The sequence below is a fragment of the Sphingomonas sp. genome (assembly GCF_036402235.1).
In the GTDB taxonomy this organism is placed as follows: Bacteria; Pseudomonadota; Alphaproteobacteria; order Sphingomonadales; family Sphingomonadaceae; genus Sphingomonas.
Genome location: NZ_DASWTG010000087.1, coordinates 19,570 through 46,504, shown reverse-complemented (window position 1 = coordinate 46,504; position 26,935 = coordinate 19,570). Strand labels below are relative to the sequence as shown.

Below are 26,935 nucleotides of genomic sequence, written 5' to 3'. Positions count from 1 at the left end.
ATGTGTGGAATCGTTGGAATCCTGGGCAAGGAAGACGTCGCCGACCGGCTGCTCGACGGACTCAAGCGCCTCGAATATCGCGGCTATGACTCGGCCGGCATCGCGACGATCGTGGATGGTGCGATCGCGCGCCGCCGCGCATCGGGCAAGCTCGTCAACCTTGGCCGCGAGCTGGCGGCGGACCCGCTGCCCGGCCATGTCGGCATCGCCCACACGCGCTGGGCGACGCATGGCGGGCCGACCACCAGCAACGCGCATCCGCACGCGACCGGTGAGGTCGCGCTGGTCCACAACGGCATCATCGAGAATTTCAAGCCGCTGCGCGAAGAGCTGCTGGCGCGCGGGCGCAGGCTCGAAAGCGAGACCGATACCGAGATCGTCGCGCATCTGGTGAGCGAGCAGGTCGAGAACGGCGTCGACCCGGTCGAGGCGGTGAAGGCGGTGCTGCCGCGGCTGCACGGCGCCTTCGCGCTCGCCATCCTGTTCCGCAGCCATCCCGACATGCTGATCGGCGCGCGGCTCGGCTCGCCGCTGGTCGTCGGCTATGGCCCAGAAAACGAGAATGGCGCCGAGACCTATCTCGGCTCCGACGCGCTCGCGCTGGCACCGCTGACCCAGCGCATCTCCTACCTCGAGGAAGGCGACTGGGTCGTGCTGACCCGCACTGGCGTTCAGGTCTATGACGTCGACAACAATCCGGTCGAGCGGCCGATCGTCAATTCGGGCGCGTCGGGCCAGCTGATCGACAAGGGCAACCATCGCCACTTCATGGCGAAGGAGATCTACGAGCAGCCGATCGTGGTGGCGCAGACGCTGCGCAGCTATCTTCAGCGGCTGGAGGATCAGGTGACGCTGCCGATCCCCGATTTCGACCTGTCTTCGGTCAAGCGCGTGACGATCGTGGCGTGCGGCACCAGCTACTATGCCGGGATGGTCGCCAAATACTGGTTCGAGCAGTTCGCGCGGGTGGCGGTCGATATCGATGTCGCGTCGGAGTTCCGCTACCGCGCGCCGGTGATGGAGGAGGGCGGGCTGATGATCGTCATCAGCCAGTCGGGCGAGACCGCCGACACGCTCGCCGCGCTGCGCCACGCCAAGGCGGAGGGGCAGACGATAGCCGCGGTGGTCAACGTGCCGACCAGCACGATGGCGCGCGAGGCGGACCTGCTGCTGCCGACGCATGCCGGGCCGGAGATCGGCGTCGCATCGACCAAGGCATTCACCTGCCAGCTCGCCGTGCTCGCCGCGCTCGCCGCCAACCTCGCCAAGGCCAAGGGGCGGATGACCCCGGCGGAGGAGAAAGGGATCGTCAAGCACCTCGCCGAGGCACCGGCGGCGCTCAACGCGGCGCTGTCCTATGACGAGGCGATCGAGGCGATGGCCGGCGCGGTCGCCGGCGCGCGCGACGTGCTCTATCTGGGGCGCGGGACGGACTATCCGCTGGCGCTCGAAGGCGCGCTCAAGCTCAAGGAAATCAGCTATATCCACGCCGAAGGCTATGCCGCGGGCGAGATGAAGCACGGGCCGATCGCGCTGATCGACGAGAATGTGCCGGTGATCGTGATCGCGCCCAGCGGGCCGCTGTTCGAGAAGACCGTCAGCAACATGCAGGAAGTGCAGGCGCGCGGCGGCAAGGTGGTGCTGATCAGCGACTATGACGGGATCGCCGCGGCGGGCGAGGGGTGCGTCGCCACGATCACCATGCCCAAGGTCCACCCGCTGATCGCGCCGATCGTCTATGCCGTGCCGGTGCAACTGCTTGCCTACCATGTCGCGGTGGCCAAGGGCACCGATGTCGACCAGCCGCGCAACCTCGCCAAGTCGGTGACGGTGGAGTAGCGCGATGGTCGTCGCGCGCCGCGGGCTGATCGGGGCCGCACTGGGGCTCGCCCTGGCCACGTTTCCGGCCCAGGCGCAGCGGCGCGAGGGGCCGCTGGTGCTGGCGGCGGCGAGCCTGCAGGAATCGATGACCGCGGCGGCGGACGCATGGGCGCGCAAGGGCCATGCGCGCCCGGTGCTGTCCTTCGCCGCTTCCTCGGTGCTGGCGCGGCAAGCGGCGGCAGGTGCGCAAGCGGACCTGTTCGCGTCGGCTGACCTCGAGTGGATGGACCATCTCGATCAGCGGGCGATGCTTGCCCCGGGCACCCGCGCGTCGTTCCTCGGCAACCGGCTGGTGCTGGTGGCGCGTGCGGATGCGCCGGCCGAGCGGCGGCCGCTGGCGGCGATGCTGCGCGGGCGGATCGCGGTGGCCGATCCGGCATCGGTGCCCGCGGGGCGCTATGCCGAGGCGGCGCTGCGCAAGCTCAAGCTGTGGGACGCCGCCGCGCCGCGGCTGGTGCGCGCGGAGAATGTCCGCGCGGCGCTGGCGCTGGTCGAACGCGGCGCGGCGCCGTGCGGCATCGTCTAGGCCACCGATGCCCGGGCATCGGCGCGGGTGCGGGTCGCGGGCGTGTTTCCGCAGTCCAGCCACCCGCCGATCGTCTATCCGCTCGCGCGGTTGAAGGCCTCCACGCATCCCGAAGCGGAAGGGTTCCGCCGCTTCCTGCTGTCGGGCGAGGGGCGTGCGATCTTCGCCCGGTTCGGCTTCGCGCGGCGCTGATGCTCGAGGGCGGCATCTGGCCCGTGGTGGCGCTGTCGCTCAAGGTCGGGCTGGTGGCGACCGCCGCGACGCTGCCGCTGGCCTTCGCGCTCGCCTGGCTGCTCGCCCGCGCGCGCTTTCCGGGGAAGGTGCTGATCGACGGGCTGGTGCATCTTCCGCTGGTCGTGCCGCCGGTGGTGACCGGGTGGCTGCTGCTGCTCGCCTTTGCGCCCGCGGGGCCGGCGGGCGGCTGGCTCGAGCGCTGGTTCGGGGTCAGCGTGATGTTCCGCTGGACCGGCGCGGCGATCGCCGCGGCGGTGATGGCGCTGCCGCTGATGGTGCGCGCGATGCGCCTGTCGATCGAGGCGGTGGACCGGCGCTTCGAGGACGCGGCGCGGACACTGGGGGCAAGCCGGATGCGCGTCTTCCGCACGATCACGCTGCCATTGAGCCTGCCCGGCGTGCTTGCCGCTGCGGTGCTCGGCTTCGCGCGCGCGCTGGGCGAGTTCGGCGCGACGATCACCTTCGTCTCCAACGTGCCGGGCGAGACGCAGACGCTGCCGCTCGCCATCTATGCCGCGCTCCAGACCCCCGACGGGGAGGCGCAGGTGTGGCGGCTGGCACTGATCTCGGTCGCGCTGTCGCTCGTGGCGCTGGTCGCATCCGAATTGCTCGCCCGGCGGGCGGGACGAGGCGTGCATGTCCTTTGACATCGCGGTCGAGAAGCGCCGCGGCGATGCGCGGATCAGCTGCCGGATCCAGGGCGGGGATGGGATCACCGTGCTGTTCGGCCCGTCCGGCGCCGGCAAGACCAGCGTGCTCGACATGGTCGCGGGGCTGCTCAAGCCGGACAGCGGCCATGTGCGTGTGAATGGCGAGGCGCTGTTCGACGCGGCCACGGGTACGGACGTGCCGCCCGAGCGCCGCCGGGCCGGCTATGTCTTCCAGGACGCGCGGCTGTTCCCGCATCTCAGCGTGCGGGCGAACCTGCTCTATGGCGCGGGCGGCGATCCGTCCGGCCTGGGCGATCTGGCGGCCCGGTTCGATATCGCGCATCTGCTCGACCGCTGGCCGCGCTCGCTTTCCGGCGGTGAAGCGCGCCGCGTCGGGATCGGCCGGGCGCTGCTGGCGAAGCCGCGGTTCCTGCTGCTCGACGAGCCACTGTCGTCGCTCGATCGCGCCCGGCGCGAGGAAGTGATGCTGGTGATCGAGCAATTGCGTGACGAATCCGGCCTGCCGATCCTGCTGGTGACTCACGATGCGACCGAGGCCACACGCCTGGGGCAACGCATCATCGAGCTCTAGGCCGATCCGGCGCTTCCGTGGTCGCAGGCGCTCTGGCGGCTTCGGGCTGCTCGAACTCAAGCCAGTCGGTGGGAGGTAGGCCATAGAGCAAGTCGAAGAACTCGAGCTGCAATCGCGCTGCCTTGGACGCGTTGCTGTTCCACAGCATCACGATGCCGCTCTTGTCCGCTGGGTCGAACAGGATGAGCGATCCATAGCCGTCGACTGAGCCGCGATGGCCGACCAGCGCGTGCCCGGCATAGACGAAGCTGCGCCAGCCGAGCCCGTACTGGGCATGCGTGAGCGCGCGATCCATCGCTCCCCGCCGCCCGTGCGGCGGCGTCGAAACCCTGGGGCGATGCATCGTTTCGAGCGCGGTCTGCGACAGGACGCCCGGCGCCTCGCCCATCTGTGCCCGCATCCAGCGCAACAGGTCGCGGATCGAGGAATTGACCCCGCCCGCGGCCGGCACCCGATAATAGGCGTCGTTGACCGTGACGAGCACTTTGCCCCTGCGATGCGGATGCGCCCAACTGGTCGCGCTTTGCAGCCCTGCGCGGCCGACGCTCGCGTTGCGCATGCCCAGCGGCTCGAACAGGCGCTTGCGGGCAAGGCTGGCATAGTCCTCGCCCGTCGCGCCCTCGACGATCTCGGTCACGGTATCGAAGGCGATGTTCTGATAGCCGTAGCAGGTTCCCGGCGGACAATAGACGGGCAGGGTGCTCAGCGCCGCGCGCAGCGCCTTCGGATCCTCGCCGGCTTCGAGCCGCTCGTCCCATGCGTTCCGGACCAGCCCGACGCGGTGCGAGAGGATATTGGCCACCGTGACATTGCTCGAATCGCCCGGCAGCGTGAGTGTCGTGTGCAGCGACGCCACCGGGGTGTTGAGTGAAACCTTGCCCTCTTCGGCTAGCTTGATCACCAAGGCGGAGGCGACACCCTTGGATACCGACGCCCAGCGGAACACGGTGTTCGGGGTTACGGGCGTGCCGCTGTGCGCGATCGTCTCGCCGAAGCCCTTTGCGAAGCGAACCTGCCCGTTCTCGACCGTGCCGACCGCAAGGCCGACCATGTCGGGCTCCTGCATGAGCCGCGCGATCCGTGCCTCCAGACGGCGATAGTCCACGCGCGTCGGGGTCGCCACCGCCTGCACCACGTCGTTCGCAAGGGGGGCGGCCGCATGGCCGGAGGGCCGCTGGGGGCCGGAGAAATGAAATGCGGCCAAGGCGCCCGCGCCGAGGCCCAATATCGAAAGCGCGGCGAATGCCTTGCGTCGCCCGGTACTCAATAGGCGCATCTGCAGTCCATTTTCGCGCGTGCGGATCATGGGAGGAGTGGAGCGGGTGAGGGGAATCGAACCCCCGTCGTAAGCTTGGGAAGCTTCTGCTCTACCATTGAGCTACACCCGCCCGGGTGTGCGCTGCCATAGGATGCGGGCGGCGTGCGGTTCAAGTCCCTTCTTGAACTTCCATGCGATCGGGCGGATGGGGCAGCGCAAGGAGAGGTGCCCCATGAAGCTGCGTTCCATGCTGTTCGTCCCCGGTGACCGGCCCGACCGGATGGAGAAGGCGCTGGCCAGCGGCGCCGACGCGCTGATCCTCGACCTCGAGGATTCGGTGATCCCCGCCAACAAGGGCGCCGCGCGGCAGGCGGTGGCGAAGTTCCTGGCCGAAACGCGCAGCGAGGTGAGCCATTGGGTGCGGATCAACCCGCTCGATTCGGGGATGACGCGGGACGATCTCGCCGCCGCGCACGGCGCCGACGGAATCGTGCTGCCCAAGGCTGAGAGCGGCGCGGACGTCGCCTCGCTCGACGCGATGCTCGGCGGGATCGCCGCGCGCATCCTGCCGATCGCGACCGAGACTCCCGCGGCGGTGTTCGGCCTCGGCAGCTATGCCGGCTGCTCGCCCCGGCTGGCGGGGATCACCTGGGGCGCGGAGGACCTGCCCGCGGCGATCGGCGCGGTCTCGTCGCGCGAGAAGGACGGAAGCTACACCCCGCCTTACGAGATGATCCGCGCGCTGACCCTGTTCGGCGCGCATGCGGCGGGGGTGCGGGCGATCGAGACCGTCTATCCCGATTTCCGGAACCTCGACGGACTCAAGGCCTATTGCGCGCGCGCCATGCGCGACGGGTTCACCGGCATGATGGCGATCCACCCGGCGCAGATCGAGATCATCAACGCCGCCTTCACCCCGTCGGACGACGCGGTGGCGCACGCCCGGCGCGTCGTCGCGGCGTTCGCAGCGAACCCGGAGGCAGGCGCGCTCCAGCTCGACGGCAAGATGATCGACGCCCCGCACCTCAAGCAGGCCGAGGCATTGCTGAAGCGCGCCGGCGTCGCGTGACCGGGGACTTCCATCGCGGCGATCTCGAGCGGCTGCGCGAGGCCGGCCGCTACCGCACGCTTGCGCCACGCGCGGGAATCGACTTCGCTTCCAACGACTATCTCGGCCTTGCGAACGACCAGCGGCTGCGCGATGCGGTCGCGTCGGCGCTGGATCGCGGGGTCGCGGTGGGATCGGGCGGATCGCGGCTGCTGCGCGGCAACGATTCCGAGATCGCCGCACTCGAGGCCGACGCCGCTGCCATGTTCGGGAGTAAGGCGGCGCTCTACTTCGCCACCGGTTTCGCCGCGAACGTCGCGCTGCTCGCCACCTTGCCGCAGCCCGGCGACCTGATCGTGTACGACGCCCTGGTCCACGCCAGCGCGCATGACGGCATGAAGCTCGCGCGCGCGCCGTCCGTGGCGGCGGCGCATAACGATGCGCAGGCGGTGGACGACGCCATCGCGGCATGGCGCGGGCAGGGCGGCACCGGCACGCCGTGGATCGCGGTCGAGAGCCTCTATTCGATGGACGGCGATCGCGCGCCGGTCGCGGCGTTGGCCGAGGTGGCGGCGCGGCATGACGCCATGCTGATCGTCGACGAGGCGCACGCGACCGGGGTGTGGGGCACCGGCGGGCGCGGCCTGTCTGCGGCGCTGGAAGGCAAGCCGAACGTCATCACGCTGCACACTTGCGGCAAGGCGCTGGGGTGCGAGGGCGCGCTGGTGTGCGGCCCGCAAGTGTTCATCGACTTCCTCGTCAACCGGGCGCGGCCCTTCATCTTCTCGACCGCGCCGTCACCGCTGATGGCGGCGGCGGTGCGCAAAGCGCTGCGGATCGTCGCGGACGAGCCGGCGCGGCGCGAGACGCTGCACTGGCTGATCGCGCATGCCGAGCGCGTGCTGACCCCGCTCGGCGTGACGCCGACGGGATCGCAGGTGCTGCCGCTGATCGTCGGCGGCGATGCCGAGACGATGGCGCGCGCCGCGGCGGTGCAGGCCAGGGGGTTCGACGTGCGCGGCATCCGCCCGCCGACCGTGCCGGCCGGGACTGCGCGGCTGCGTATATCCCTGACGCTCAACGTGACGCAGGGCGATATCGACCGGCTGGCGGATGCCTTGCGATGATCGTCGTCACCGGAACGGACACCGGCATCGGCAAGACGGTGGCCGCCGCGGCACTGGCATGGCGTCTTGGCGCGTCCTACTGGAAACCGGTGCAGGCGGGGCTGGACGAGGAGACTGACAGCGAGGCCGTGGCGCGGCTGACGGGCGTCAAGGTGCTGCCCGAGGCATACCGGCTGGTCACGCCCTGCTCGCCGCACCGTGCAGCCGAGATCGAGGGGGTGACGATCGATCCCGGCCGGCTGGCGCTGCCGCCGGGCCGGGTGGTGATCGAGGGTGCGGGCGGGGCGCTGGTGCCGCTGACCCGCGAGCTGGTCTATGCCGATCTGTTCGCGCGCTGGGGGCTGCCGGTGGTGGTGGTCGCGCGCACCACGCTGGGGACCATTAACCACGCTTTGCTGACGATCGAGGCTTTGCGCGCCCGCTCAATATGGGTAGGCGGCGTGCTCTTCTCGGGGGATGCGATGCCGGACAGCGAGGCGACGATCTGTGCGATGGGCAAGGTGCGCTCGCTCGGGCGGATTCCGGTGCTCGACCCGCTGACTCCGGCGACGTTGCGCGCTGCGGCGGACGCGCTCGACCTGGCGGGCCTCGCATGAGGAAGTCGCCGGTCTGGCACCCCTTCACGCAGCACGGCCTCGATGAGCCGGTGCCGCTGGTGACGCATGCCGAGGGCGCGGCGCTGCACACCGCCGATGGGCGGCGGGTGATCGACGCGATCTCGTCCTGGTGGGTGACGACGCATGGCCATTGCCACCCGCGCATCATGGATGCGATCCGCGATCAGGCCGGCAAGCTCGACCAGTTGATCTTCGCCGGCTGGACCCATGAGCCCGCCGAGACTGTGGCGCGCGAGCTGGTGGCGATGATGCCGCGCCCGCTCGACCATGTCTTCTTCTCCGACAGCGGATCGACCAGCGTCGAGGTGGCGATCAAGATGGCGCTCGGCCATTTCGCCAATCGCGGCGAGCCGCGCCACCGTATCATCGTGATGCAGGGCAGCTATCATGGCGACACGATCGGCGGCATGTCGGTCGGTGCGCGGGGCGTGTTCAACCGGAGCTATGCCCCGCTGCTGTTCGACGTCGACACGATCCCGTTTCCCGAGGGTGCGAACGAATATCGCGCGCTCGACGCGCTCGAGCAGCTTTGTGGCCACTCGCCGCCGCCCGCGGCGATGATCGTCGAGCCGCTGGTGCTCGGCGCCGGCGGCATGAAGATGTACGCGCCCGGCGTGCTGCGCGCGATGCGCGACATCTGCGCGGCGCATGGCGTGCTGTTCATCGCCGACGAGGTGATGACCGGATGGGGCCGCACCGGCACGCTGCTGGCGTGCGAGCAGGCGTCGGTCGTCCCCGACCTGCTGTGCCTCTCCAAAGGCCTCACTGGCGGGTCGCTGCCGCTGGCAGTGACGATGGCGACGCCCGAGATCTTCGAATCGCACCTGTCGAAGGACCGGGCGAAGATGTTCTTCCACTCGTCGAGCTATACCGCCAACCCGATCGCCTGCGCCGCCGCCGCCGCGAACCTGGCGATCTGGCGCGAGGAGCCGGTGCTCGAGCGAATCGCGCATCTCGCGCACCGCCAGCGCAGCTACAGCCGCGCATTGACTGGGAAGGTCAACAACCTCAGGCAATTGGGCACGATCGTTGCGATGGAGGTTGAGGCGCCGCAGGGGGCGTATCTCTCGGTCGTCGGCCCGCGACTGATGAGCTTCTTCCGCGAGCGCAACGTGCTGCTGCGGCCGCTGGGCAACACCGTCTACGTCATGCCGCCATACTGCATCCCGGACGAGGATCTGGCGCGCGTCTATGCGGTGATCGGCGAGGCGCTGGAGGCTTAGGCGGCGTTCCACGTCATCCTCTAACTGTCGTCATCCCCGCGCAGGCGGGGATCCATTCTGGCTGACCGATCGGATCGAGCCGCGAGGGTACAGGCAATGGATTCCCGCCTGCGCGGGAATGACGAACAGGATTTATGGATTCCGAATCTAAGCCGCCCGCAACTCCGCCAGGAAGGCGTTGACCGTATTGCCCAGCGCATCGGCCTCGGCGCGGATGCGGCCGGCGAGCCCGCCCATCTCGCCCGCGCTGCTCGACGCCGAGCGCGCGGTGGCGCCGATCGCCGCGACATCGTCGTGGATCTGCCCGCCTGCGGCGACCGCCTCCTCGACGGTCAGCGCGATCAGGCCGGTGGTGTCGCGCTGCGTGCCGACCGCATCCTCCACCGTATCCGACAGGCGCGCCATCGCCGCGATCGCCGCCTCGACCTGGGCATGGCCGTCGGCGACCTGGACGATGCCGCCGCGGATCTCCTCGACATGCGCGGTGATGCGCTTGGCGGCGACCCCCGCCTGGGTCGCGAGCATCTTCACCTCGTTCGCCACGACGGTGAAGCCGCGCCCTGCGTCCCCCGCTCGCGCCGCTTCGATCGTCGCGTTGAGCGCGAGCAGGTTCACCTGCTTGGCGATCTCGCCGATCAGGCCGATCACGGCGTCGATCGATTGCGCCGAGTGCATCAGCCCGTCCATCCGCGCGCTGCCCGCGCTCACCAGCGCGACAGCATCCGCCGCGGCGGTCTTGGCACGCGCCGTGTCGGTGTTGATCGCGGCAAAGGCGCCCGCGAGCAGGCGGCCTCGATCGGCGATGTCGCGCATCGACATGCTCGTCTGTCCGGCGGCGGCGGCAACCGCCGCAGCGCGATCGCCGGTGTCGGCGGCCCGGCTCTCGGTTTCCCTCGCATTGCCTGCGATGAAGCGGGCGAGATCGGTGAGCGCGCGAGCAAGGCCCGCGACCTGCCGCTCGAATCGTGCCGTGGCGGCTTCGATCCGCTGCGCGCGCTCGACCCGGGCGTGCGCAGCGGCAAGGTCGCGCGTCGAGGCGAGGTGGACGAGCCGCCGGTTCGCGACCACCGCGAACAGCCGGTCCTGATGCGTGACGATCATCCCCTCGGCGCCGTTCGCCGCGCGATAGGCGTCGATCAGCGCGCCCGGATCCTGATCGACCTCCGCGGTCGGGCAGGCGCGGATGTGCGCGGCGAGGCCGTTGCCATAGGCCGGGTTGCGCATCAGCGCATGGCCGAAGGGATTGAGCAGCAGGCGCCGCACGTCCTTCTCGAACACCGCGCCGATCGCGCGATGCCGGCTGTCGACCACCGGCAGTAGGCGCAACTCCATATTGGTCTGGAACAGGTCGATCGCCTTGAACAGCGTGTCGGTCTGCCGAAGGAAGGGCGGGTTGCGCTCGATCGTGGTCAGCCAGTCCCGCATGGTCAGGGACAGAGGCAGATCGGCAGCGGCGTCAGGGGCGCGAAACATGACGCCCAGCTAGGGCCGTCACGGTAAATGCGATGTTATCCGGGCGTGACAGTTTGAAGACAAATGGCGGTTTTTTCGCGGGTTTTTCGGGCGATGGCGTGGGAGGATGAGGTTTTAACCCTCCAGCTCGGCGCGATGCCGCGCGGTGAGCGCGGTGAGCCAGTCGGCAAAGGCCGCGACCTGGGCGAAGTGCCGCGTCTCCTCATGCGTCACCAGCCAGAAGCTACGCCGGATGCGGATATCGGGCAGCACGCGCACCAGCTTGCGGTCCGCGTCGCCGATGAAGCAGGGCAGCACCGCAATGCCCGCGCCCGCCGTCGTCATCCGGTACTGCGCGTTGATGCTGGACGAGCGCAGCTGCGGCGCCGGCGCGCCGGGAATCTCGTCGAGATAGCGCAGCTCGGGCGCGTAGAGGATGTCGGGGACATAGCCGATCAGGCGATGCTCGCGCAGCTGGTCGGGCGCGGTCAGCGGCGCGCTCTTCGCGAGATAGTCGTGCGACGCATAGAGCCGCAGCCCATAATCGGCGAGCTTGCGCGTCAGCAGCGGGCCGCGGCGCGGGCGGGCAAGCAGCACCGCGACATCGGTCTCGCGCCGCGTGGGATTGAGGAAGCCGCTGCTCGCGACCAGATCGACGGCGAGCCCCGGATGCGCGTCGGCGAGCTCGCCCAGATGCCGGCTGACGAACCAGGTGCCGAAGCCTTCGGACACGCTTGCCCGGATCGCGCCGCGCACCGGCCCGCCGGGGTCTCGGCTGCCGATCGCGGCGGCGGCACGCTCCATCGCGCGGGCATGAGTGAGCAGCCGCTCGCCCGCCGCGGTGAGCGACTGGCCGTCGGGGCCTTGCTCGAACAGGCGTTCGCCGAGGGATTGTTCAAGCCGGCGGAGGCGGCGGCCGGCAGTAGTGGCATCGATCTCCAGCGCCTGCGCGGCCTTGGCGAGCTGCCCGGTGCGCGCGATGGCGAGGAAGATCGGGAGGTCGCTCCAGTCCATTGCCTGCAAATATGCAGGTAGTGGCTGCATGTCGATGGGTTGCCGGGCCGAAAAGCGGGGAGCAGAACGTCCTCATGTTTCGTCATTCCCGCGCAGGCGGGAATCCATTGCCTCAGGCGCTGCGGTTCTTTCGCGATGTCAGCCTGAATGGATCCCCGCCTTCGCGGGGATGACGGTGAAGGACTTGGAGAGGTTCAAATGGCGACGGCGCTTCGCGAGATTTCGCACTTCATCGGCAATGCGGCGACGGCGGGGATGGGCACGCGCCGGTCGGACGTGTTCGACCCCAATACCGGCGCGGTGCAGGCGCAGGTGACCCTCGGCGCGCAGGCCGATCTCGACGCGGCGATGGTCAATGCGCTCAAGGCCCAGCCCGGCTGGGCGGCGACCAACCCGCAGCGGCGCGCGCGCGTCATGTTCGCCTTCAAGGCGCTGATCGAGAAGAACATGGACGAGCTGGCGCACCTGCTCAGCTCCGAGCATGGCAAGGTGATCGCCGACGCCAAGGGCGACATCCAGCGCGGGCTCGAGGTGATCGAGTTCGCCTGCGGGATCCCCCATGCGCTGAAGGGCGAATACACCCAAGGGGCAGGGCCGGGGATCGACGTCTATTCGATGCGCCAGCCGCTAGGCGTGGTCGCGGGCATCACCCCGTTCAACTTCCCGGCGATGATCCCGATGTGGATGTTCGGCGTCGCCATCGCCTGCGGCAACGCCTTCATCCTGAAGCCCAGCGAGCGCGACCCCAGCGTCCCCGTGCGGCTCGCCGAGCTGATGCTCGAGGCCGGCTTGCCCGAGGGCATCCTCCAGGTCGTGCAGGGCGACAAGGAGATGGTCGACGCGATCCTCGACCACCCCGAGATCAAGGCGGTGAGCTTCGTCGGCTCGTCCGACATCGCGCATTACGTCTATCGCCGCGGCGTCGAGGCCGGGAAGCGCGTCCAGGCGATGGGCGGGGCCAAAAACCACGGCATCGTCATGCCCGACGCCGACCTCGATCAGGTCGTCAACGATCTCGCCGGCGCCGCCTTCGGCTCGGCGGGCGAGCGCTGCATGGCGCTTCCGGTGGTCGTGCCGGTCGGCGACAAGACCGCCGACGCGCTGCGCGAGAAGCTGCTCCCTGCGATCGAGGGCCTGCGCGTCGGCGTCTCGACCGATGCCGAGGCGCATTACGGCCCGGTCGTCACTGCCGCGCACCGCGCCAAGATCGAGAGCTATATCCAGATGGGCGTCGACGAGGGCGCCGAGCTGGTCGTCGATGGCCGCGGCTTCAGCCTGCAGGGGCATGAGCAGGGCTTCTTCATCGGCCCGAGCCTGTTCGATCGCGTGACCCCGCAGATGCGCTCCTATCAGGAGGAGATCTTTGGCCCGGTCCTCCAGATGGTCCGCGCCGGCAGCTTCGAGGAAGCGCTGCGTCTCCCGAGCGACCACCAGTACGGCAACGGCGTCGCCATCTTCACCCGCAACGGCCACGCCGCGCGCGAGTTCGCCGCGCGGGTCAATGTCGGCATGGTCGGGATCAACGTTCCGATCCCGGTCCCGGTCGCCTATCACACCTTCGGCGGATGGAAGCGCTCAGCCTTCGGCGACACCAACCAGCACGGCATGGAGGGGGTCAAGTTCTTCACCAAGGTCAAGACGGTGACCCAGCGCTGGCCCGATGGCAGCGTGACCGGGGAGAATGCGTTCGTTATCCCGACGATGGGGTGACGCGTGCGGGGCTCATCAACTCGCCGGGATGCGCGTATTCTGGTCATGCACCAGCCGCCACTCGCCGCCTTCCTTGCGGAAGGTGAGGGTGAGCCAGCTGCTGGTGTTGATGGGCTTGCCGTCCTCGGTCGAGGAGAACCAGGTCCGGTAGGTGGCGGTGGCGATGTCCTTGCCCTCGATCAGCGACTGGCGCTCGAAGCGCATCGACCAGTCCTTGTCCGCGAAGAATTCGCGATGGAAGGCGAGGAATTCGGCGCGCGTCGTCATGCGTTTGCCATTGGGCAGGATCAGCGTGAGCTTGTCGCCCCTGGTGATCGTTGCCTCGATCTCGGCAAGGTCGCGCCTGGGGATCGCGGCGACATGGCGTTCGAGCGTGGCGGTGAAGCCGGCCTGTGCGGCGGCGGCGATCAGCAGCGTGGTGAGCATCGGCATCCTCTCGTTTCTGTTGTAACGATGCTAGGGGCGCGAAGGACGGCCGGCAATCGGCGCATGGGGCAAGACGCATGAAATGGATTGCGGCACTTTGCGGATTGCTGCTGACGCTCGCTCCGGCGGCGGCGCAGAAGCGGATCGCGTTGAGCTTCGACGATACGCCGCGGCATGCGGGCGGGTTTTTCGAGCCGGACGCTCGGGCGAAGATGCTGGTGCGAGCGCTTGCGAAGGCGCGGGTGAAGCAGGCGGCGTTCTTCGTGACGGTCGGGAATCTCGGCAAGCCGGGCACGGGCGACGGGGGCGGCAATATCGCGCGCTATGTCGCGGCGGGGCATGTGATCGCGAACCACAGCTTTGCGCACAAGCGGCTGAGCGGGATGGCGGCGGCGGATTACCTGGCGGATATCGACCAGGCCCAGGCGTGGCTCAAGGGCCGGGCCGGCTATCGGCCGTGGTTCCGCTATCCGTTCCTGGACGAGGGCGGCAAGGACAAGGCCAAGCGCGATGCCGTGCGGGAAGGACTGAAGGCGCGCGGGCTGGCCAATGGCTATGTCACCGCCGAGGCGTCCGACTGGAATATCGACGCTCTGGCCGCCGCGGCGAAGGCAGCCGGCAAGACGATCGACATGGCGGCGCTGCGCGCTCTCTATGTCGAAAGCCATGTCGAGGCCGCGGAATATTATGACGCGCTGGCGGTGAAGGTGCTGGGCCGCTCGCCCGCGCACGTCATGCTGCTGCACGAGACTGACATCGCGGCGATGTTCGTCGACGACCTGGTCAAGGCGCTGCGAGCCAAGGGGTGGAAGATCGTGACGGCGGACGAGGCGTTCGCAGATCCGATCCGCGAGCTGCACCCCGATACGCCGTTTGCGCAGGGCACGCTGACCGAGGCGCTGGCGTGGGAGAAGGGCCTGCCCGCGCCGCGCTGGTACGAGCGCAACGACTTGAAGATCGCGAATCCGCTGTTCCGCCAGCGCGTGCTGGGGGAAGCGGAATGAGCGCGCGCCTACATCGGCTCCTGCCGGCCCTCGATCACGTCCTCGACCGCGCGCTGCTGCTGCGATCCGTAGCGCGGCGCCTGGTCGCGGACATGGCATCCTTCCCGCTTTTCGCAGATGCCGACGGCCAGGCTGTTGAGCGTCTCGGGCGTGGCGCAGGCCCCGGGCAGGAGCAGCGGCGCGGCGAGCAGAAGACGAAGCTTCATGGAGTGAACCTCCCCCGGTTGTGCGGCATCGGATCGCACGGCCATGGGCTGCGTTCAACCGCCGATTTCTGACGAGGGGCCAATGGACCAGTTCGACCTCAACGACGATCAGCGCGCGATCCAGGAGATGGCGCGCAAGTTCACCGCCGACGCGATCACCCCGCACGCCGCCGAGTGGGACGAGAAGCACATCTTCCCGCGCGCGACGGTGAAGGCCGCGGCCGAGCTCGGCTTCGGCGCGATCTACGTCTCCGAGGAGAGCGGCGGGATCGGCCTCGGCCGGCTTGAATCCGCGCTGATCATGGAGGCGATGGCCTATGGCTGCCCCGCGACCAGCGCGTTCATCTCGATCCACAACATGGCCGCGTGGATGATTGACCGCTTCGGGTCGCAGGCGGTGAAGGACAAATATCTCCCCAGCCTCGTCACCGCCGACTGGCTGGCGAGCTATTGCCTGACCGAGCCTTCCTCGGGCTCGGACGCGGCGGCGCTCAAGACCACGGCCCGGCGCGAGGGGGACTTCTTCGTGGTCAACGGCTCCAAGCAGTTCATCTCCGGCGCGGGCGAGAACGAGCTGTACGTCACCATGGTCCGCACCGGCGCCGACGGCCCCAAGGGCATCTCGTGCCTCGCGATCGAGAAGGACATGCCCGGCGTCAGCTTCGGCGCCAACGAGCGCAAGCTCGGCTGGCACGCCCAGCCGACGCGGCAGGTGATGTTCGACAATGTCCGCGTGCCTGTCGGGAACCTGATCGGCGGCGAGGGCGAGGGCTTCCGAATCGCGATGATGGGACTCGACGGCGGTCGGCTCAACATCGGCGCCTGCTCATTGGGCGGGGCGCAGCGCTGCCTCGACGAAGCGGTGACCTACACCAGGGACCGCAAGCAGTTCGGCTCGGCGATCGCGGATTTCCAGAACACCCAGTTCACCCTCGCCGACATGGCGACCGAGCTCGAGGCGGCGCGCGCGCTGCTCTACCTCGCCGCGGCCAAGGTGACGGCGAACGCGCCCGACAAGACCAAGTTCGCGGCGATGGCCAAGCGCTTCGCGACCGACACCGGATCGTCGGTGGTCGACCGCGCGTTGCAGCTGCACGGCGGCTATGGCTACCTCATGGACTATCCGATCGAGCGCTTCTGGCGCGACCTGCGCGTCCATTCGATCCTGGAGGGGACCAATCAGGTGATGCGGATGATCGTCGGGCGGGAGCTGACGCGGCAATGAGTACGATACTTCAAATCCTCCCCGTACCGGGGAGGATATTTGATGTCCGACGTCCTCATCTCCATCGAGGGCAAGGTCGGCCGCATCCGGCTCAACCGGCCCAAGGCGATCCACGCGCTCAACACCGGCATGTGCGCTGCGATCCTCGACGCGCTGACTTCATGGCGCGACGACACCGCGGTCGAAGCGGTGATGATCGACCATGCCGAGGGTAGGGGCTTTTGCGCGGGTGGCGATATCCGCATGATCGCCGAAAGCGGCGCGGGCGACGGCAGCGCGGCGCGCGACTTCTTCCGCGTCGAGTACCGGATGAACCACGCGCTGTTCACCTATGCCAAGCCGATCGTCGCCTTCATGGACGGCATCACGATGGGCGGCGGCGTCGGGATCAGCCAGCCGGCGAAGTTCCGGGTCGCGACCGAGAATATCAAGCTGGCGATGCCTGAGACGGGGATCGGCCTGCTCCCCGATGTCGGCGGCGGCTGGTATCTCTCGCGGCTGCCGGGCCGGATGGGGCAGTATCTCGCGCTGACCGGGCACCGGCTCGACGGCGCGGAGTGCCTCGCGCTGGGGCTGGCGAGCCATTATCTCCATTCGGACGCGCTGGAGGCGGCGAAGGCGCGGATCATCGCCGATCCGCAGGCGATCGATACGGTCCTCGAAAATCTGTCCGCCCCGTCGCCTGACGCCCGCATCCTCGCGCATCGCGGCGCGATCGACCGGCTGTTCGCGTCGGACCGGCTCGAAGACATATTGGCGGCGCTGGAGACCGATGGCGGCGAATGGGCGGCGCAGCAGCTCGCGACGCTTCGCACCAAGTCGCCCCAGACGATGAAGGTAAGCCTCAAGCTGCTGCTCGACGGCAAGGCCATGCCGACCTTCGAGGACGAGATGCGGCAGGAGTTCGCGGTCGCCAGCCACGTCGTGCAGCGTCACGACTTTGTCGAGGGCGTGCGCGCGCTGATCATCGACAAGGATAATGCGCCGAAATGGAACCCGGCGAGCGCCGAGGAAGTGAGCGATCATCTGATCGACCAGATCTTCGCGCCGCTGGCCGAGGGCGAGGCATGGACGCCGGCATAGGAGAAGACATGAGCTACGAAACCATCCTCGTCGAGCAGCGCGACAGGGTCACGCTGGTGACGCTCAACCGGCCGCAGGCGCTGAACGCGCTCAACAGCCAGGTGCTGGGCGAGCTGCTCGATGCGTTCGTGAAGTTCGACGCCGACGCCTCGCAGGGCTGCGGGGTGCTGACCGGCAGCGAGAAGGCGTTCGCCGCCGGTGCCGACATCAAGGAGATGCAGGCGCAGGGCTTCGCCGACATGTACGGCCATAATTTCTTCGCCGGCTGGGACCAGTTCACGCGGACGCGCAAGCCGGTGATCGCGGCGGTGGCCGGCTTTGCGTTGGGCGGCGGTTGCGAACTGGCGATGATGTGCGATTTCATCCTGGCCGCCGATACCGCCAAGTTCGGCCAGCCGGAGATCAAGCTGGCGGTCGCGCCCGGCATGGGCGGGTCGCAGCGCCTCGCGCGGGCCGTTGGGAAAGCCAAGGCGATGGAGATGTGCCTGACCGGGCGGATGATGGGCGCCGAGGAGGCGGAGCGTGCCGGGTTGGTGAGCCGGATCGTGCCCGCCGCCGAGCTCGTCGAGGAGGCGGTGAAGACCGCCGCCGCGATTGCGGCGATGGCGCCGCTCGCGGTGCTGGCGAACAAGGAGATGGTCAACGCCGCGTTTGAAACGACGCTGGCGCAGGGCGTGCAGTTCGAGCGGCGGCTGTTCCACGGCCTGTTCGGCACGGCGGACCAGAAGGAAGGCATGGCCGCCTTCGTCGAGAAGCGGCCCGGCAACTGGACGGGGAAGTAGTGCAACTTCCCTCTCCCATCGGGAGAGGGATGCGAAGATTTGGCAGCTTGCTGCCTAATCGTAGCTGGGTGAGGGGATCGCGCTATCGAGGGCGCTTCCCCTCATCCAACTTCCGCTAGGCGCTGAAGCGCCAAGCTACGGTATCCTTCTCCCTCTGGAGAAGGTTTGGGAGAGCAGGAATGGCGCGTATCGGCTTTATCGGCCTCGGCAATATGGGCGGCGGGATGGCCGCGAACCTGGCGAAGGCGGGGCATGACGTGCGCGCCTTCGACCTCTCGGCCGAGGCACTGGACCGTGCCAAGGCGGCGGGTTGCCTGCCCGTCGAGGGCGCCGCTGCGGCCGCCGAGGGGGCCGAGGCAGTCATCACGATGCTGCCTGCGGGCAAGCATGTCGAGCAGGTCTATGAGGACAGCGTGTTCGGCGCGGCGGATACCGGCGCGATCCTGATCGATTGCTCGACGATCGACGTCGCCACCGCGCGCCGCGTTGCGGATGCCGCGGCGGCCAAGGGGCTGGCAGCGGTCGATGCGCCGGTCTCCGGCGGCATCGCGGCGGCGGCGGCTGGAACGCTGACTTTCATGGTCGGCGGCGACGATGCGGCGTTCGACCGGGCGGATGCCTTCCTGTCGGCGATGGGCAAGGCGGTGATCCATGCCGGCGGCAACGGCGCGGGGCAGGCGGCGAAGATCTGCAACAACATGCTGCTCGGCGCCACGATGGTCGCGACCTGCGAGACGCTGCTGCTGGCGCAGAAGCTCGGGCTCGACCCGCAGACCTTCTACGACATCGCCTCGGTCTCGTCGGGCGCGTGCTGGTCGCTCAACACCTATGCCCCGCTGCCCCGCATGGGGCCGCAGACCCCCGCCGACAATGGCTATCAGGGCGGGTTCGCCGCGGGGCTGATGCTCAAGGACTTGAAGCTCGCGATGGAAGCTGCGGCGAGCACCCATGCCGAAACCCCGATGGGTGCGCGCGCGGCCGAGCTTTACGCGAAGTTCGCGGACGAAGGGAATGCAGGAACGGATTTCTCGGGCATCATCAAGATGCTGGATGAGGGGAAGGTCGGCAGCGCGCAATCAAACTAATCCTCCCCCGCCAGGGGGAGGTGGCGCGCATAGCGCGACGGAGGGGGAGGACACGAGCCACCGGCGTTTCGCGTCCGCCCCCTCCGTCAGCCTTCGGCTGCCACCTCCCCCTGGCGAGGGAGGATCGGCCTGGTCACCGTCCCGGGCAGGTCGTCCCCGGCCCCGCATCCAGATCGAGACACCGCCCGTCGATCTCACCCGCCGGGATCGGCAGTCCGATCAAGGCTGCCAGCGTCGGCAGGATGTCGACCGTCTCGACCGACATGGGCTGCTCGAACCCGGTCAGGCCCTTGCGCCAGAACAGGATCGGCACGCGGCGGTCATAGTCCCAGAAGCTGCCATGCGTCGCGACCGAGCCGTTGGTGGGGTCCGAGATCGGCGTGATCCGCGGCTTCAGCGCGACGACGAAGTCGCCCGAGCGCTCGGGGAAGAACGAGGCGCGGGCGCGCTGGAGCATCGACCAGGTCTCGGGCGGGCCGCTCGGGCTGGGCGTGGCTTCAATTTCGGCGCGGGTATAGACCCCAGCGACCTGCGGGTGCGCGCGGTAAAGCGCCATCGCCTCCTTCAGCACCGCCTCGCGCCGCTTCGCCGGGAGCGCCGGATCGACATAGATGTCGCCGAAATTGCCGCCCCACAGCAGCTGGGCGTCACCCAGGCCGAGCTTCGCCGCGACCTTCTGCCCCATCGCCCTGGCGCCCATCCCGGCCTCGACCCGTGTCGCCTCGGGGATGCCGTGCATGTTATGGCGCTCGGGCAGGTCGTGGCCGCCATGATCGGCGGTGAGCACGACCTGATAGTCGATCCCCGTCTTGTCGAGGATGTCGAACAGATAGCCGAGCGTGCGGTCGAGGTTGACCATCTGAAGGCACATCTCGGTGCCCTCGGTGCCGTAGGTGTGGCCGACATAGTCGCTGGCCGATGCGCCGACGATGAGCAGGTCGGTGGCGCTGCCCTCGCCGAGCTTCATTTCGGCGCGCAGGTCGGCGGCGATGCCGACCACCGCCATGTCGAACTCGGGCGACGCGCGGAAGCGGCGCACGTCGCCGGCGTCGCGCGCGAAGCGGCCGGTGCCGACGGTCTTGCCGCCGCCGATCGGGATCGCAATGTCGCGTGATCTGCAGAAGTCGGGCAGCTCCATCGCGGATTGCGCCTCGGCGATGCGCTTCTCGACGGCGGCATTGCCGCGGGTAATGGCTTCGGGCGCGGTCCGGCCGGCATAGCTGACGAAGCCCTTGCCGCCCCACCACCACACCTGGTCGGCCCTGTGCCCCGACATCATCACCGCGGCGCGATCCTTGCCCGCGACCGCGGCGACGCGCGCGGCGGGGTTGGCGGCCTGCATCCGCTCGCCCAGCGTCGGCACCTTCAGGTGGATCGGCGAGACGGTGTAGCTGGAGGAGCTGCTGCCCGGAACGCTCTCGTCCTCTGCGCAATAGATCGTCTTGTCCTTGCGCGGCGTCTTGAGATCGATCCAGTCGTTCGCGATGATCCCCGTGCGCGCCGGGCGGCTGCCGGTCAGGATCGTCGAATGGCCCGGGCAGGTCTCGGTCGCGGCATGGCTCTGATAGCCCGAGGGGAAGACGACGCCGTTGGCGAGCCGCGCGAGGCCGCCGGTGAAATGCTGGCGATACTCCGCGAAGACATCAGCCGAGAACTGGTCCACCGCGATCGCGACGATCAGCTTCGGCGGGGGGAGCGGTGCGGGAGGGGGCGGTGCTTCCTGCGCAAGAACGGGCGATGCGAGCAGCAGGGCGGCGGCGAGCGAACGAAGCATCTTTCCTCCGGATGGCAAATCGGGCCGCGGGCGCTATGTTCCTTTCGCTCCCGCACGGCAAGGACTGGTGAATGCGCAGGTTGAGTTTCGCGTTGGTGACAGTGTTGGCGTGGCTGCTGGCGGCCGCGCTGCCCGCGGCGGCGCAGCAGGCCGGGCAGGACAACCTCACCGTCGAGCTGGTGGCCGAGACCGATACGCCCGCGCCAGGCAGTGAGGTCACGCTGGCGTTCGTCGCGAAGCCGGACGAGGGCTGGCACGGCTATTGGAAGAACCCCGGCGACGCTGGCCTCGACACGCGGCTCGACTGGAAGCTGCCGCAGGGGGTGACCGCGGGCGAGCTGCGCTATCCGGTGCCGACGCGGCTGATGGTCGCGGGGATCATGAACTATGTCTACAAGGGCAGCTACACCCAGCTCGTCACCCTGAAAGTCCCGGCAAGCCTGAAACCCGGCACCGCGCTGCCGGTCACTGTGCGCGCCGACTATCTCGTCTGCACCGACGAGGTGTGCGTGCCGGAGACCGAGAATCTGGCGATCGACCTTACCGTCGGCGACGGCGCGATCCCGCCCGAGCGGCGCGCGCGCTTCGACGAGTGGCGGCGCGCCTTCCCCAGGCCGTTGGGCAGCGAGGGCAGGTTCGCGGCGGCCGACGGAATGTTGCGGGTCGCGATCCCCTATCCGGCGAACGCACCGCTGGGCGCCGACGCCTATTTCTTCCCGCTGACGCTGGAGGCGGTGAACTATTCGGCGCCACAGAAGGTGACGCGCGACGGCGACACGGTGGTGGTCGAGGTGAAGGCCGGGACGAAGACGCCGGCGAAGCTCGAGGGCGTGCTGTCGGTCGGGCCGGGGCAGGGCTTTGCGCTGGCGGCGGTGCCGGGCGCGGTCGCGGCGGGCGCGGCGCAGGGCGGCGCGATCGACTGGACCGCAGCGCTGGTCGCGCTCGGCGGCGCGCTGCTCGGCGGGCTGATCCTCAACGTCATGCCCTGCGTCTTCCCGATCCTGAGCCTGAAAGCGCTGAGCTTCGCCAGGAGCGGGACGAGCGAAAGCCACGCCCGGGCCGAGGCGCTGGCCTATACCGCGGGCGTGGTGCTGGTGGTGCTCGCCCTGGGCGGCGCGATGCTGGGCCTTCGCGCGGCGGGGGCGAGCGTCGGCTGGGCGTTCCAGCTCACCGATGCGCGGGTGATTCTGTTCCTGCTGCTGCTGGTGCTGGGGATCGCGCTCAACCTGGCCGGATTGTTCGAGCTGATGACGCCCAAATTCGCCGGACGGCTGGCGAGCGGCGGTTCCGGTGGCGCCTTTATGACCGGGGCGCTGGCGGCGTTCATCGCGACGCCGTGCACCGGCCCCTTCATGGGCGCGGCGCTGGGGGCGGCACTGGTGCTGCCGTGGTACGTCGCCGCGGTGATCTTCCTCGGCCTCGGGCTGGGGCTGGCGCTGCCCTTCCTGCTGCTCGGCTTCGTGCCTGCATTGCGGCGCATGCTGCCCAAGCCGGGGGCGTGGATGGACACGTTCCGCAAGATTCTGTCGGTGCCGATGTTCCTCACCGCGATCGCGCTCGCCTGGGTGCTGGGTGGCCTCAAGGGCGTCAACGGCATGGCGGTGGGACTGATCGTCGCGCTGGCGCTGGCGGTGGTGTTGTGGATCGTCGGACGGCGGCAGACGCGGGGTGCGGGCGGCCGCGCGGCATGGGCCGGAGCGCTGCTGGTGACGCTTGCCGGCATCTGGGCCGTCGCGGCGATCGATAAGCCCGCCGCCGCGGAGGCCAGGGCCACGGGTGCCGAGCCGTTCAGCGAAACGCGCCTCGCGGCCCTGCGCGCGGAAGGCCGCCCGGTCTTCGCCTATTTCACCGCCGACTGGTGCGTGACCTGCAAGGTCAACGAGAAGACCGCGATCGAAACCGATGCGGTGCGCGATGCGTTCAGCGACGGCAACGTCGCGGTGCTGGTGGGGGACTGGACCGATGGCGACCCCGCGCTCGGCCGCTTCATCGAACGGCACAACCGCGCGGGCGTGCCGCTATATCTCTGGTATCCCAAGGGATCGAACGAGCCGAAGGTCTTGCCGCAAGTGCTGACCCAAGGCATGTTGTCCGCGCTTCCGGGGGACGGTGCGTAACGCGAAACCAGGAGACAGGGTGATGAACAAGTTGATCCCGATTAGCGCAGCGGTGATCGCGGCACTCGCGATGCCGGCCGCGGCCGAGCAGGCCAATGGCCAGAAGGCCACCGATTTCAAGCTGACCGATGCCAATGGCAACACCGTCCAGCTTTCCCAGTTCAAGGGCAAGACGGTGGTGCTGGAATGGAACAACCCCGGCTGCCCCTTCGTGCAGCGCCACTATCAGGGCAATATGCAGAAGACCCAGGCTGCGGCGAAGGCCGGCGGCGTGGTGTGGCTGACGATCAATTCGGGCGCGCCGGGCAAGCAGGGCCATATGGACGGCGCCGGCGCGAGGAAATGGGTGGGCGATCAGAAGGCGGTGCCCGCGCATTATCTGCTCGATCCCAAGGGCATCGTCGGCAAGGGCTATGCCGCGAAGACGACCCCGCACATGTACATCATCGATGGCGATGGCGTGCTGCGCTACCAGGGCGGCATCGACGACAAGCCTGCGGCGCGGGTCGAGGAGATGGGCGCCGCGCGCAACCATGTCCTTGCGGCGCTGGGCGAGATGAAGGCGGGCAAGCCCGTCTCCGTTGCCACCAGCCAGCCTTATGGCTGCTCGGTGAAATACGCCGAATAAGAGCTTTCCTTCCCTGTTATAGGGGGCAGGGAGGGAGAGAAGGCCGGGGGAAACCCCGGCCTTTTTCGTCGGGCGGCGCGGGCTGCCGCATTTTGTTGGATACATGTTGGAAAATCCGTGCTGCGCTGGCGGCATGAGCATTGAGAACGTCCCCCAATCCGCCCCGCCGGCCCGCAGCCATGCGCGCTGGACTCCCGCCAAGCAGCGCATCTTCCTCGCCGCGCTTCTCGAAACCGGCAGCGTCGCGGCGGCGGCGCGCGCCGCCGGCATGTCGCGCTCGAGCGCCAACCGGTTGCGCCGGCGCCTGTCCGGCACGCCGTTCGATCGCACCTGGGATCAGGTGCTGTCGGCGCACGAGCGACGCCTGGCCGATCCATTTGCCGTCCCGCCTGCCGCGCCGGCGGCGCGCGCCTGATGCGCGCGTGGCGCGTCGGTGGCGCGAAACGGTGCCCAAGCGGCGCGTCGCCGCCGCGCGACTGGCGCGTGGTCGGCGCACGGCTGGTGCGCAGGTGGCGCGTGAGCGGCGCGTTTGCGGCGCGGATCCGGCGCGTTGCAGGCGCATTGCGCGGAAACCCCGGTTTTGCGTCAGCTTTGTCAACCGGCGCTTTGCCGGGCACCCCCTTGTGCAACGCAGCAAAGCGTTGCAGCATGACGTCAGTCCGGCACGCCAGCGGTTGGCAGTCGGCACCGGGAGGCTGAATGGGGAAAGGCCGCGCGTTCGATGAGATCTGGGGTCATGGCGGGCCGGAGAACCCGCGGCCCGATTTCGCCGCTCTGTCCGAGTGGATCGCCGACACCCCCCAATCCGAGCTGCATCGCCGCCAGCAATCGGCTGAGGCCACCTTCCGCCAGCTCGGCATCACCTTCGCCGTCTATGGCGACAGCGACGCCAGCGAACGCATCATCCCGTTCGACATCGTGCCGCGCATCTTCCTGCATGACGAATGGCAGCGGCTGAGCGCGGGGCTGGTCCAGCGTGTCGAGGCGATCAACGCCTTCTTGGAGGACATCTATGGCGAGCGCCGCATCCTCAAGGAAGGCGTGGTCCCGGCCGAGCTGATCCTCAAGAACCCGCAATTCCGGCCCGAGGTCGCCGGCATCCGCCCGCCGCACGGGATCTGGGCGCATATCTGCGGGATCGACCTCGTCCGCACCGGGCCGGACGAGTTCTGGGTGCTGGAGGACAATGCCCGCACCCCCTCGGGCGTCTCGTACATGCTGGAGAATCGCGAGGCGATGATCCGGCTGTGCCCCGAGCTGTTCCGCAGCTTCCGCGTGGCGGCGGTGGACAGCTATAGCGACATGCTGCGTGAGACGATGCGCTCGGTCGCCCCCACGCGCGCGAGTTCGAGTGGCGTGCCGGTCTGCGTGGTGCTGACGCCGGGGCATTTCAACTCGGCCTATTACGAGCACAGCTTCCTCGCCGACACGATGGGGATCGAGCTGGTCGAGGCGGCCGATCTCGTGGTCGATGACGATGTCGTCTACATGCAGACCATCGCCGGGCGGGTGAAGGTCGATGTGATCTATCGCCGGATCGACGACGATTTCCTCGATCCGCTGGTGTTCCGTCCGGACTCGCTGCTCGGCGTGCCGGGGATCATCTCGGCCTATCGGGCGGGCAATGTCGCGCTGATCAACGCGCCGGGCAACGGCATCGCCGACGACAAGGCGATCTACAGCTACATGCCGGAGATCGTGAAATTCTACTCGGGCAGCGAGGCGAAGCTGCCCAATGTCGAGACCTGGCGCTGCCGCGAGCCCGAGGCGCTGAGCTACGTGCTCGATCATCTGGGCGAGCTGGTGGTCAAGCTGGTTGACGGATCGGGCGGCTACGGCATGCTGGTGGGGCCGACCGCGAGCAAGGCCGAGATCGAGGCGTTCCGCGCCGCGCTCAAGGCCGAGCCGCACCGCTACATCGCGCAGCCGACGCTCGCGCTGTCGACCGTGCCGACGGTGACCGAGACGGGGCTGGCGCCGCGGCATGTGGACTTCCGGCCCTTCGTCCTGACCGGATCGGACGGGGTGCGCGTGGTGCCGGGCGGGCTGACGCGCGTCGCGCTCAAGGAAGGATCGCTGGTGGTGAATTCGAGCCAGGGCGGCGGGACCAAGGACAGCTTCGTGCTGCTGCCCGAGGGGCATGGGCAGATCCAGACGCAGGTGCAGGCATGAGGGGACGATTCCTTATTCCTCCCCCGGTGGGGGAGGGGGACCATGCGCAGCATGGTGGAGGGGTAATCTCCCCACACGAGACCGCCTGCGAGGGGAGATTACCCCTCCACCGGCTGCGCCGGTCCCCCACCCCCTCCGGGGGAGGACTTTACTGATGCGCATGCTCTCGCGCACCGCGGCGGCGCTCTACTGGCTCGGTCGCTATGTCGAGCGGGCCGACTTCACCGCGCGGCTGGTCGAGGCGACGGTCCGGCTCGATGCCCTGTCGGCACGCCCGGCGGGTGAGGCGGCCTGGGCGAGCGCGCTCAGCGTGACCTACAATGCCGAAGGGTTCGCTGCGACCGGGCAGAATGTCAGCCAGCAGCCGGTCGCGCGCTATTTGACGCTCGACATGACTCATCCCGGGTCGATCGTGCGCTGCCTCGAGCAGGCGCGCAACAATGCGCGGGCGGTGCGCACGGCGCTGACGCGGGAAGCGTGGACCGCGATCAACCGGCTGTGGCTGCTGTTCGCCAATCGCTCCAGCCCCGGCGGATCGGCGGCGACGCTCAATCTGGTCGAGGGCGTGATGGCCGAGGCGCGCGGGTTCGAGGGCGCGATTCACCGGATGATGCGCAACGAGGCGACCTTGCTGATCCAGCTCGGCGCGGCGATCGAGCGTGCGGACAACACCGCGCGATTGCTCGACGTCAAATATCACCTGCTGCTGCCCGAGGGGGAGCAGGTCGGCGGGGTGGTGGACCGCGACCAGTGGACGACGATCCTGCAGACGGTGTCCGCGGTCACGGCCTATCGCTGGCTGTACACCGAAGGGCTGGAGCCGGTGAACGTGATCGACCTGCTGGTCTGCCATGCCGAGTTGCCGCGCAGCCTGGCGGCGTGCGTCGAGGAGGTGGTCGAGCTGCTCAGCGCGCTGGCCAAGCGGACCGGGTTGCAGGGCGAGGCCGACCGGATGGCGCGCGGGCGGATCGCGCGGATGCAGAAGACGCGCAGCCATGAGGTGATCGTCAGCGGGCTGCACGAATATCTCGAGGCGTTCATCCGCGAGAATGCGATGCTCGACGCATCGATCGCGCGGCAGTTCCGGTTCATTTGAGGTCT

The 26,935-nt window shown here is 68.8% G+C and carries 24 protein-coding genes, 1 tRNA gene and 1 pseudogene; 19 read left to right on the top strand and 7 right to left on the bottom strand.

From position 1 onward, the window contains the following. From glmS to VGD28_RS17560, 4 genes and pseudogenes are all read left to right on the top strand, one after another. Positions 1–1,839: a glutamine--fructose-6-phosphate transaminase (isomerizing) gene (glmS, locus tag VGD28_RS17575; protein ID WP_331029651.1), complete on the top strand. Its 1,839-nt coding sequence runs from the start codon at positions 1–3 to the stop codon at positions 1,837–1,839. 4 nt (positions 1,840–1,843) lie between these two features. Beyond that, a pseudogene (modA, locus tag VGD28_RS17570) lies at positions 1,844–2,599 on the top strand (molybdate ABC transporter substrate-binding protein). Beyond that, positions 2,599–3,288: a molybdate ABC transporter permease subunit gene (gene modB / locus VGD28_RS17565; protein WP_331029650.1), complete on the top strand. Its 690-nt coding sequence runs from the start codon at positions 2,599–2,601 to the stop codon at positions 3,286–3,288. The pseudogene modA and the gene modB overlap by 1 nt, the downstream one beginning before the upstream one ends. Next, the gene (locus tag VGD28_RS17560; RefSeq protein WP_331029649.1) at positions 3,278–3,883 is read left to right on the top strand and encodes an ATP-binding cassette domain-containing protein; all 606 of its coding nucleotides are present in this window, start codon (positions 3,278–3,280) and stop codon (positions 3,881–3,883) included. The genes modB and VGD28_RS17560 overlap by 11 nt, the downstream gene beginning before the upstream one ends. Here VGD28_RS17560 and VGD28_RS17555 read toward each other — a convergent pair. Further along, positions 3,870–5,087 carry a serine hydrolase domain-containing protein gene (locus VGD28_RS17555; RefSeq protein WP_331029648.1) on the bottom strand — a complete coding sequence of 406 codons (1,218 nt, stop codon included), beginning with the start codon at positions 5,085–5,087 and terminating at the stop codon, positions 3,870–3,872. The genes VGD28_RS17560 and VGD28_RS17555 overlap by 14 nt on opposite strands. Before the next feature lie 110 nt (positions 5,088–5,197). Then, positions 5,198–5,271: transfer RNA gene (locus tag VGD28_RS17550), tRNA-Gly, on the bottom strand. A gap of 102 nt (positions 5,272–5,373) precedes the next feature. Between VGD28_RS17550 and VGD28_RS17545 the strand changes: the two genes are divergently transcribed. From VGD28_RS17545 to VGD28_RS17530, 4 genes are read left to right on the top strand one after another with little or no spacing between them, the layout of a single operon-like run. Next, positions 5,374–6,210 carry a CoA ester lyase gene (locus VGD28_RS17545; RefSeq protein WP_331029647.1) on the top strand — a complete coding sequence of 279 codons (837 nt, stop codon included), beginning with the start codon at positions 5,374–5,376 and terminating at the stop codon, positions 6,208–6,210. Beyond that, positions 6,207–7,316 carry an 8-amino-7-oxononanoate synthase gene (locus VGD28_RS17540; RefSeq protein ID WP_331029646.1) on the top strand — a complete coding sequence of 370 codons (1,110 nt, stop codon included), beginning with the start codon at positions 6,207–6,209 and terminating at the stop codon, positions 7,314–7,316. The genes VGD28_RS17545 and VGD28_RS17540 overlap by 4 nt, the downstream gene beginning before the upstream one ends. After that, positions 7,313–7,912: a dethiobiotin synthase gene (gene bioD, locus VGD28_RS17535; protein WP_331029645.1), complete on the top strand. Its 600-nt coding sequence runs from the start codon at positions 7,313–7,315 to the stop codon at positions 7,910–7,912. Before VGD28_RS17540 ends, bioD begins: the two co-directional genes overlap by 4 nt. After that, positions 7,909–9,156 (top strand): adenosylmethionine--8-amino-7-oxononanoate transaminase, encoded by a 1,248-nt coding sequence (locus VGD28_RS17530; RefSeq protein ID WP_331029644.1) that lies wholly within the window; start codon positions 7,909–7,911, stop codon positions 9,154–9,156. Before bioD ends, VGD28_RS17530 begins: the two co-directional genes overlap by 4 nt. Before the next feature lie 147 nt (positions 9,157–9,303). On the opposite strand, the gene VGD28_RS17525 is transcribed toward VGD28_RS17530, so the two are convergent. Together VGD28_RS17525 and VGD28_RS17520 are read right to left on the bottom strand one after the other, a co-directional pair. Next, on the bottom strand, positions 9,304–10,581 hold the full coding sequence (locus VGD28_RS17525) for a methyl-accepting chemotaxis protein (protein ID WP_331029643.1): 1,278 nt from the start codon (positions 10,579–10,581) through the stop codon (positions 9,304–9,306). A gap of 162 nt (positions 10,582–10,743) precedes the next feature. Next, entirely contained in the window at positions 10,744–11,622 is an 879-nt protein-coding gene (locus tag VGD28_RS17520; RefSeq protein ID WP_331029642.1) for a LysR family transcriptional regulator, read from the bottom strand. Positions 11,623–11,820: 198 nt separating this feature from the next. Here VGD28_RS17520 and VGD28_RS17515 point away from each other — a divergent pair, with 198 nt between their 5' ends. Then, on the top strand, positions 11,821–13,332 hold the full coding sequence (locus VGD28_RS17515) for a CoA-acylating methylmalonate-semialdehyde dehydrogenase (protein WP_331029641.1): 1,512 nt from the start codon (positions 11,821–11,823) through the stop codon (positions 13,330–13,332). Positions 13,333–13,347: 15 nt separating this feature from the next. Here the strand turns inward: VGD28_RS17515 and VGD28_RS17510 are convergent, their stop codons facing one another. Next, the gene (locus VGD28_RS17510) at positions 13,348–13,764 is read right to left on the bottom strand and encodes a nuclear transport factor 2 family protein (protein WP_331029640.1); all 417 of its coding nucleotides are present in this window, start codon (positions 13,762–13,764) and stop codon (positions 13,348–13,350) included. A 71-nt stretch (positions 13,765–13,835) separates the two neighbouring features. On the opposite strand from VGD28_RS17510, the gene VGD28_RS17505 reads away from it, so the two are divergent. Continuing rightward, positions 13,836–14,762, top strand: a complete 927-nt coding sequence (locus tag VGD28_RS17505) for a polysaccharide deacetylase family protein (protein WP_331029639.1) — start codon at positions 13,836–13,838, stop codon at positions 14,760–14,762. A gap of 8 nt (positions 14,763–14,770) precedes the next feature. Here the strand turns inward: VGD28_RS17505 and VGD28_RS17500 are convergent, their stop codons facing one another. Then, positions 14,771–14,968 carry a hypothetical protein gene (locus VGD28_RS17500; RefSeq protein WP_331029638.1) on the bottom strand — a complete coding sequence of 66 codons (198 nt, stop codon included), beginning with the start codon at positions 14,966–14,968 and terminating at the stop codon, positions 14,771–14,773. Between the two features lie 82 nt (positions 14,969–15,050). Between VGD28_RS17500 and VGD28_RS17495 the strand changes: the two genes are divergently transcribed. From VGD28_RS17495 to mmsB, 4 genes are all read left to right on the top strand, one after another. Continuing rightward, positions 15,051–16,193, top strand: a complete 1,143-nt coding sequence (locus tag VGD28_RS17495; protein ID WP_331029637.1) for an acyl-CoA dehydrogenase family protein — start codon at positions 15,051–15,053, stop codon at positions 16,191–16,193. Positions 16,194–16,235: 42 nt separating this feature from the next. After that, complete coding sequence (locus VGD28_RS17490) at positions 16,236–17,276, top strand: enoyl-CoA hydratase/isomerase family protein (RefSeq protein WP_414714518.1); 1,041 nt, start codon at positions 16,236–16,238, stop codon at positions 17,274–17,276. Between the two features lie 8 nt (positions 17,277–17,284). Then, entirely contained in the window at positions 17,285–18,058 is a 774-nt protein-coding gene (locus VGD28_RS17485; protein ID WP_331029635.1) for an enoyl-CoA hydratase, read from the top strand. A gap of 179 nt (positions 18,059–18,237) precedes the next feature. Continuing rightward, the gene (gene mmsB, locus VGD28_RS17480) at positions 18,238–19,143 is read left to right on the top strand and encodes a 3-hydroxyisobutyrate dehydrogenase (protein ID WP_331029634.1); all 906 of its coding nucleotides are present in this window, start codon (positions 18,238–18,240) and stop codon (positions 19,141–19,143) included. A gap of 133 nt (positions 19,144–19,276) precedes the next feature. Here the strand turns inward: mmsB and VGD28_RS17475 are convergent, their stop codons facing one another. Then, a complete protein-coding gene (locus VGD28_RS17475; protein WP_331029633.1) occupies positions 19,277–20,917 on the bottom strand; it encodes an alkaline phosphatase family protein in 1,641 nt (546 codons plus the stop codon). 71 nt (positions 20,918–20,988) lie between these two features. On the opposite strand from VGD28_RS17475, the gene VGD28_RS17470 reads away from it, so the two are divergent. The 5 genes from VGD28_RS17470 to VGD28_RS17450 all read left to right on the top strand — a co-directional run bounded on the left by VGD28_RS17470 (position 20,989) and on the right by VGD28_RS17450 (position 26,930). After that, complete coding sequence (locus VGD28_RS17470) at positions 20,989–23,034, top strand: protein-disulfide reductase DsbD family protein (RefSeq protein ID WP_331029632.1); 2,046 nt, start codon at positions 20,989–20,991, stop codon at positions 23,032–23,034. A gap of 22 nt (positions 23,035–23,056) precedes the next feature. Next, complete coding sequence (locus VGD28_RS17465) at positions 23,057–23,662, top strand: redoxin domain-containing protein (protein WP_331029631.1); 606 nt, start codon at positions 23,057–23,059, stop codon at positions 23,660–23,662. Positions 23,663–23,795: 133 nt separating this feature from the next. Continuing rightward, the gene (locus tag VGD28_RS17460) at positions 23,796–24,077 is read left to right on the top strand and encodes a LysR family transcriptional regulator (RefSeq protein ID WP_331029630.1); all 282 of its coding nucleotides are present in this window, start codon (positions 23,796–23,798) and stop codon (positions 24,075–24,077) included. 284 nt (positions 24,078–24,361) lie between these two features. Further along, on the top strand, positions 24,362–25,834 hold the full coding sequence (locus VGD28_RS17455) for a circularly permuted type 2 ATP-grasp protein (protein WP_331029629.1): 1,473 nt from the start codon (positions 24,362–24,364) through the stop codon (positions 25,832–25,834). Positions 25,835–25,994: 160 nt separating this feature from the next. Then, positions 25,995–26,930, top strand: coding sequence for an alpha-E domain-containing protein (locus tag VGD28_RS17450; protein WP_331029668.1), 936 nt, complete (start codon positions 25,995–25,997; stop codon positions 26,928–26,930). The last annotated feature ends 5 nt before the right edge of the window (positions 26,931–26,935 follow it).

Bases quoted from the DNA above. Each gene is read 5' to 3' on its own strand.
- VGD28_RS17505 (WP_331029639.1), top strand. From the start codon at position 13,836: ATGAAATGGATTGCGGCACTTTGCGGATTGCTGCTGACGCTCGCTCCG.
- VGD28_RS17460 (WP_331029630.1), top strand. From the start codon at position 23,796: ATGAGCATTGAGAACGTCCCCCAATCCGCCCCGCCGGCCCGCAGCCAT.
- VGD28_RS17500 (WP_331029638.1), bottom strand. From the start codon at position 14,968: ATGAAGCTTCGTCTTCTGCTCGCCGCGCCGCTGCTCCTGCCCGGGGCC.
- VGD28_RS17450 (WP_331029668.1), top strand. From the start codon at position 25,995: ATGCTCTCGCGCACCGCGGCGGCGCTCTACTGGCTCGGTCGCTATGTC.
- VGD28_RS17510 (WP_331029640.1), bottom strand. From the start codon at position 13,764: ATGCCGATGCTCACCACGCTGCTGATCGCCGCCGCCGCACAGGCCGGC.
- glmS (WP_331029651.1), top strand. From the start codon at position 1: ATGTGTGGAATCGTTGGAATCCTGGGCAAGGAAGACGTCGCCGACCGG.
- bioD (WP_331029645.1), top strand. From the start codon at position 7,313: ATGATCGTCGTCACCGGAACGGACACCGGCATCGGCAAGACGGTGGCC.
- VGD28_RS17485 (WP_331029635.1), top strand. From the start codon at position 17,285: ATGAGCTACGAAACCATCCTCGTCGAGCAGCGCGACAGGGTCACGCTG.
- VGD28_RS17545 (WP_331029647.1), top strand. From the start codon at position 5,374: ATGAAGCTGCGTTCCATGCTGTTCGTCCCCGGTGACCGGCCCGACCGG.
- VGD28_RS17560 (WP_331029649.1), top strand. From the start codon at position 3,278: ATGTCCTTTGACATCGCGGTCGAGAAGCGCCGCGGCGATGCGCGGATC.
- VGD28_RS17455 (WP_331029629.1), top strand. From the start codon at position 24,362: ATGGGGAAAGGCCGCGCGTTCGATGAGATCTGGGGTCATGGCGGGCCG.
- VGD28_RS17515 (WP_331029641.1), top strand. From the start codon at position 11,821: ATGGCGACGGCGCTTCGCGAGATTTCGCACTTCATCGGCAATGCGGCG.
- VGD28_RS17490 (WP_414714518.1), top strand. From the start codon at position 16,236: ATGTCCGACGTCCTCATCTCCATCGAGGGCAAGGTCGGCCGCATCCGG.
- VGD28_RS17520 (WP_331029642.1), bottom strand. From the start codon at position 11,622: ATGGACTGGAGCGACCTCCCGATCTTCCTCGCCATCGCGCGCACCGGG.
- VGD28_RS17465 (WP_331029631.1), top strand. From the start codon at position 23,057: ATGAACAAGTTGATCCCGATTAGCGCAGCGGTGATCGCGGCACTCGCG.
- VGD28_RS17525 (WP_331029643.1), bottom strand. From the start codon at position 10,581: ATGCGGGACTGGCTGACCACGATCGAGCGCAACCCGCCCTTCCTTCGG.
- VGD28_RS17475 (WP_331029633.1), bottom strand. From the start codon at position 20,917: ATGCTTCGTTCGCTCGCCGCCGCCCTGCTGCTCGCATCGCCCGTTCTT.
- mmsB (WP_331029634.1), top strand. From the start codon at position 18,238: ATGGCGCGTATCGGCTTTATCGGCCTCGGCAATATGGGCGGCGGGATG.
- VGD28_RS17470 (WP_331029632.1), top strand. From the start codon at position 20,989: ATGCGCAGGTTGAGTTTCGCGTTGGTGACAGTGTTGGCGTGGCTGCTG.
- VGD28_RS17530 (WP_331029644.1), top strand. From the start codon at position 7,909: ATGAGGAAGTCGCCGGTCTGGCACCCCTTCACGCAGCACGGCCTCGAT.
- VGD28_RS17495 (WP_331029637.1), top strand. From the start codon at position 15,051: ATGGACCAGTTCGACCTCAACGACGATCAGCGCGCGATCCAGGAGATG.
- modB (WP_331029650.1), top strand. From the start codon at position 2,599: ATGCTCGAGGGCGGCATCTGGCCCGTGGTGGCGCTGTCGCTCAAGGTC.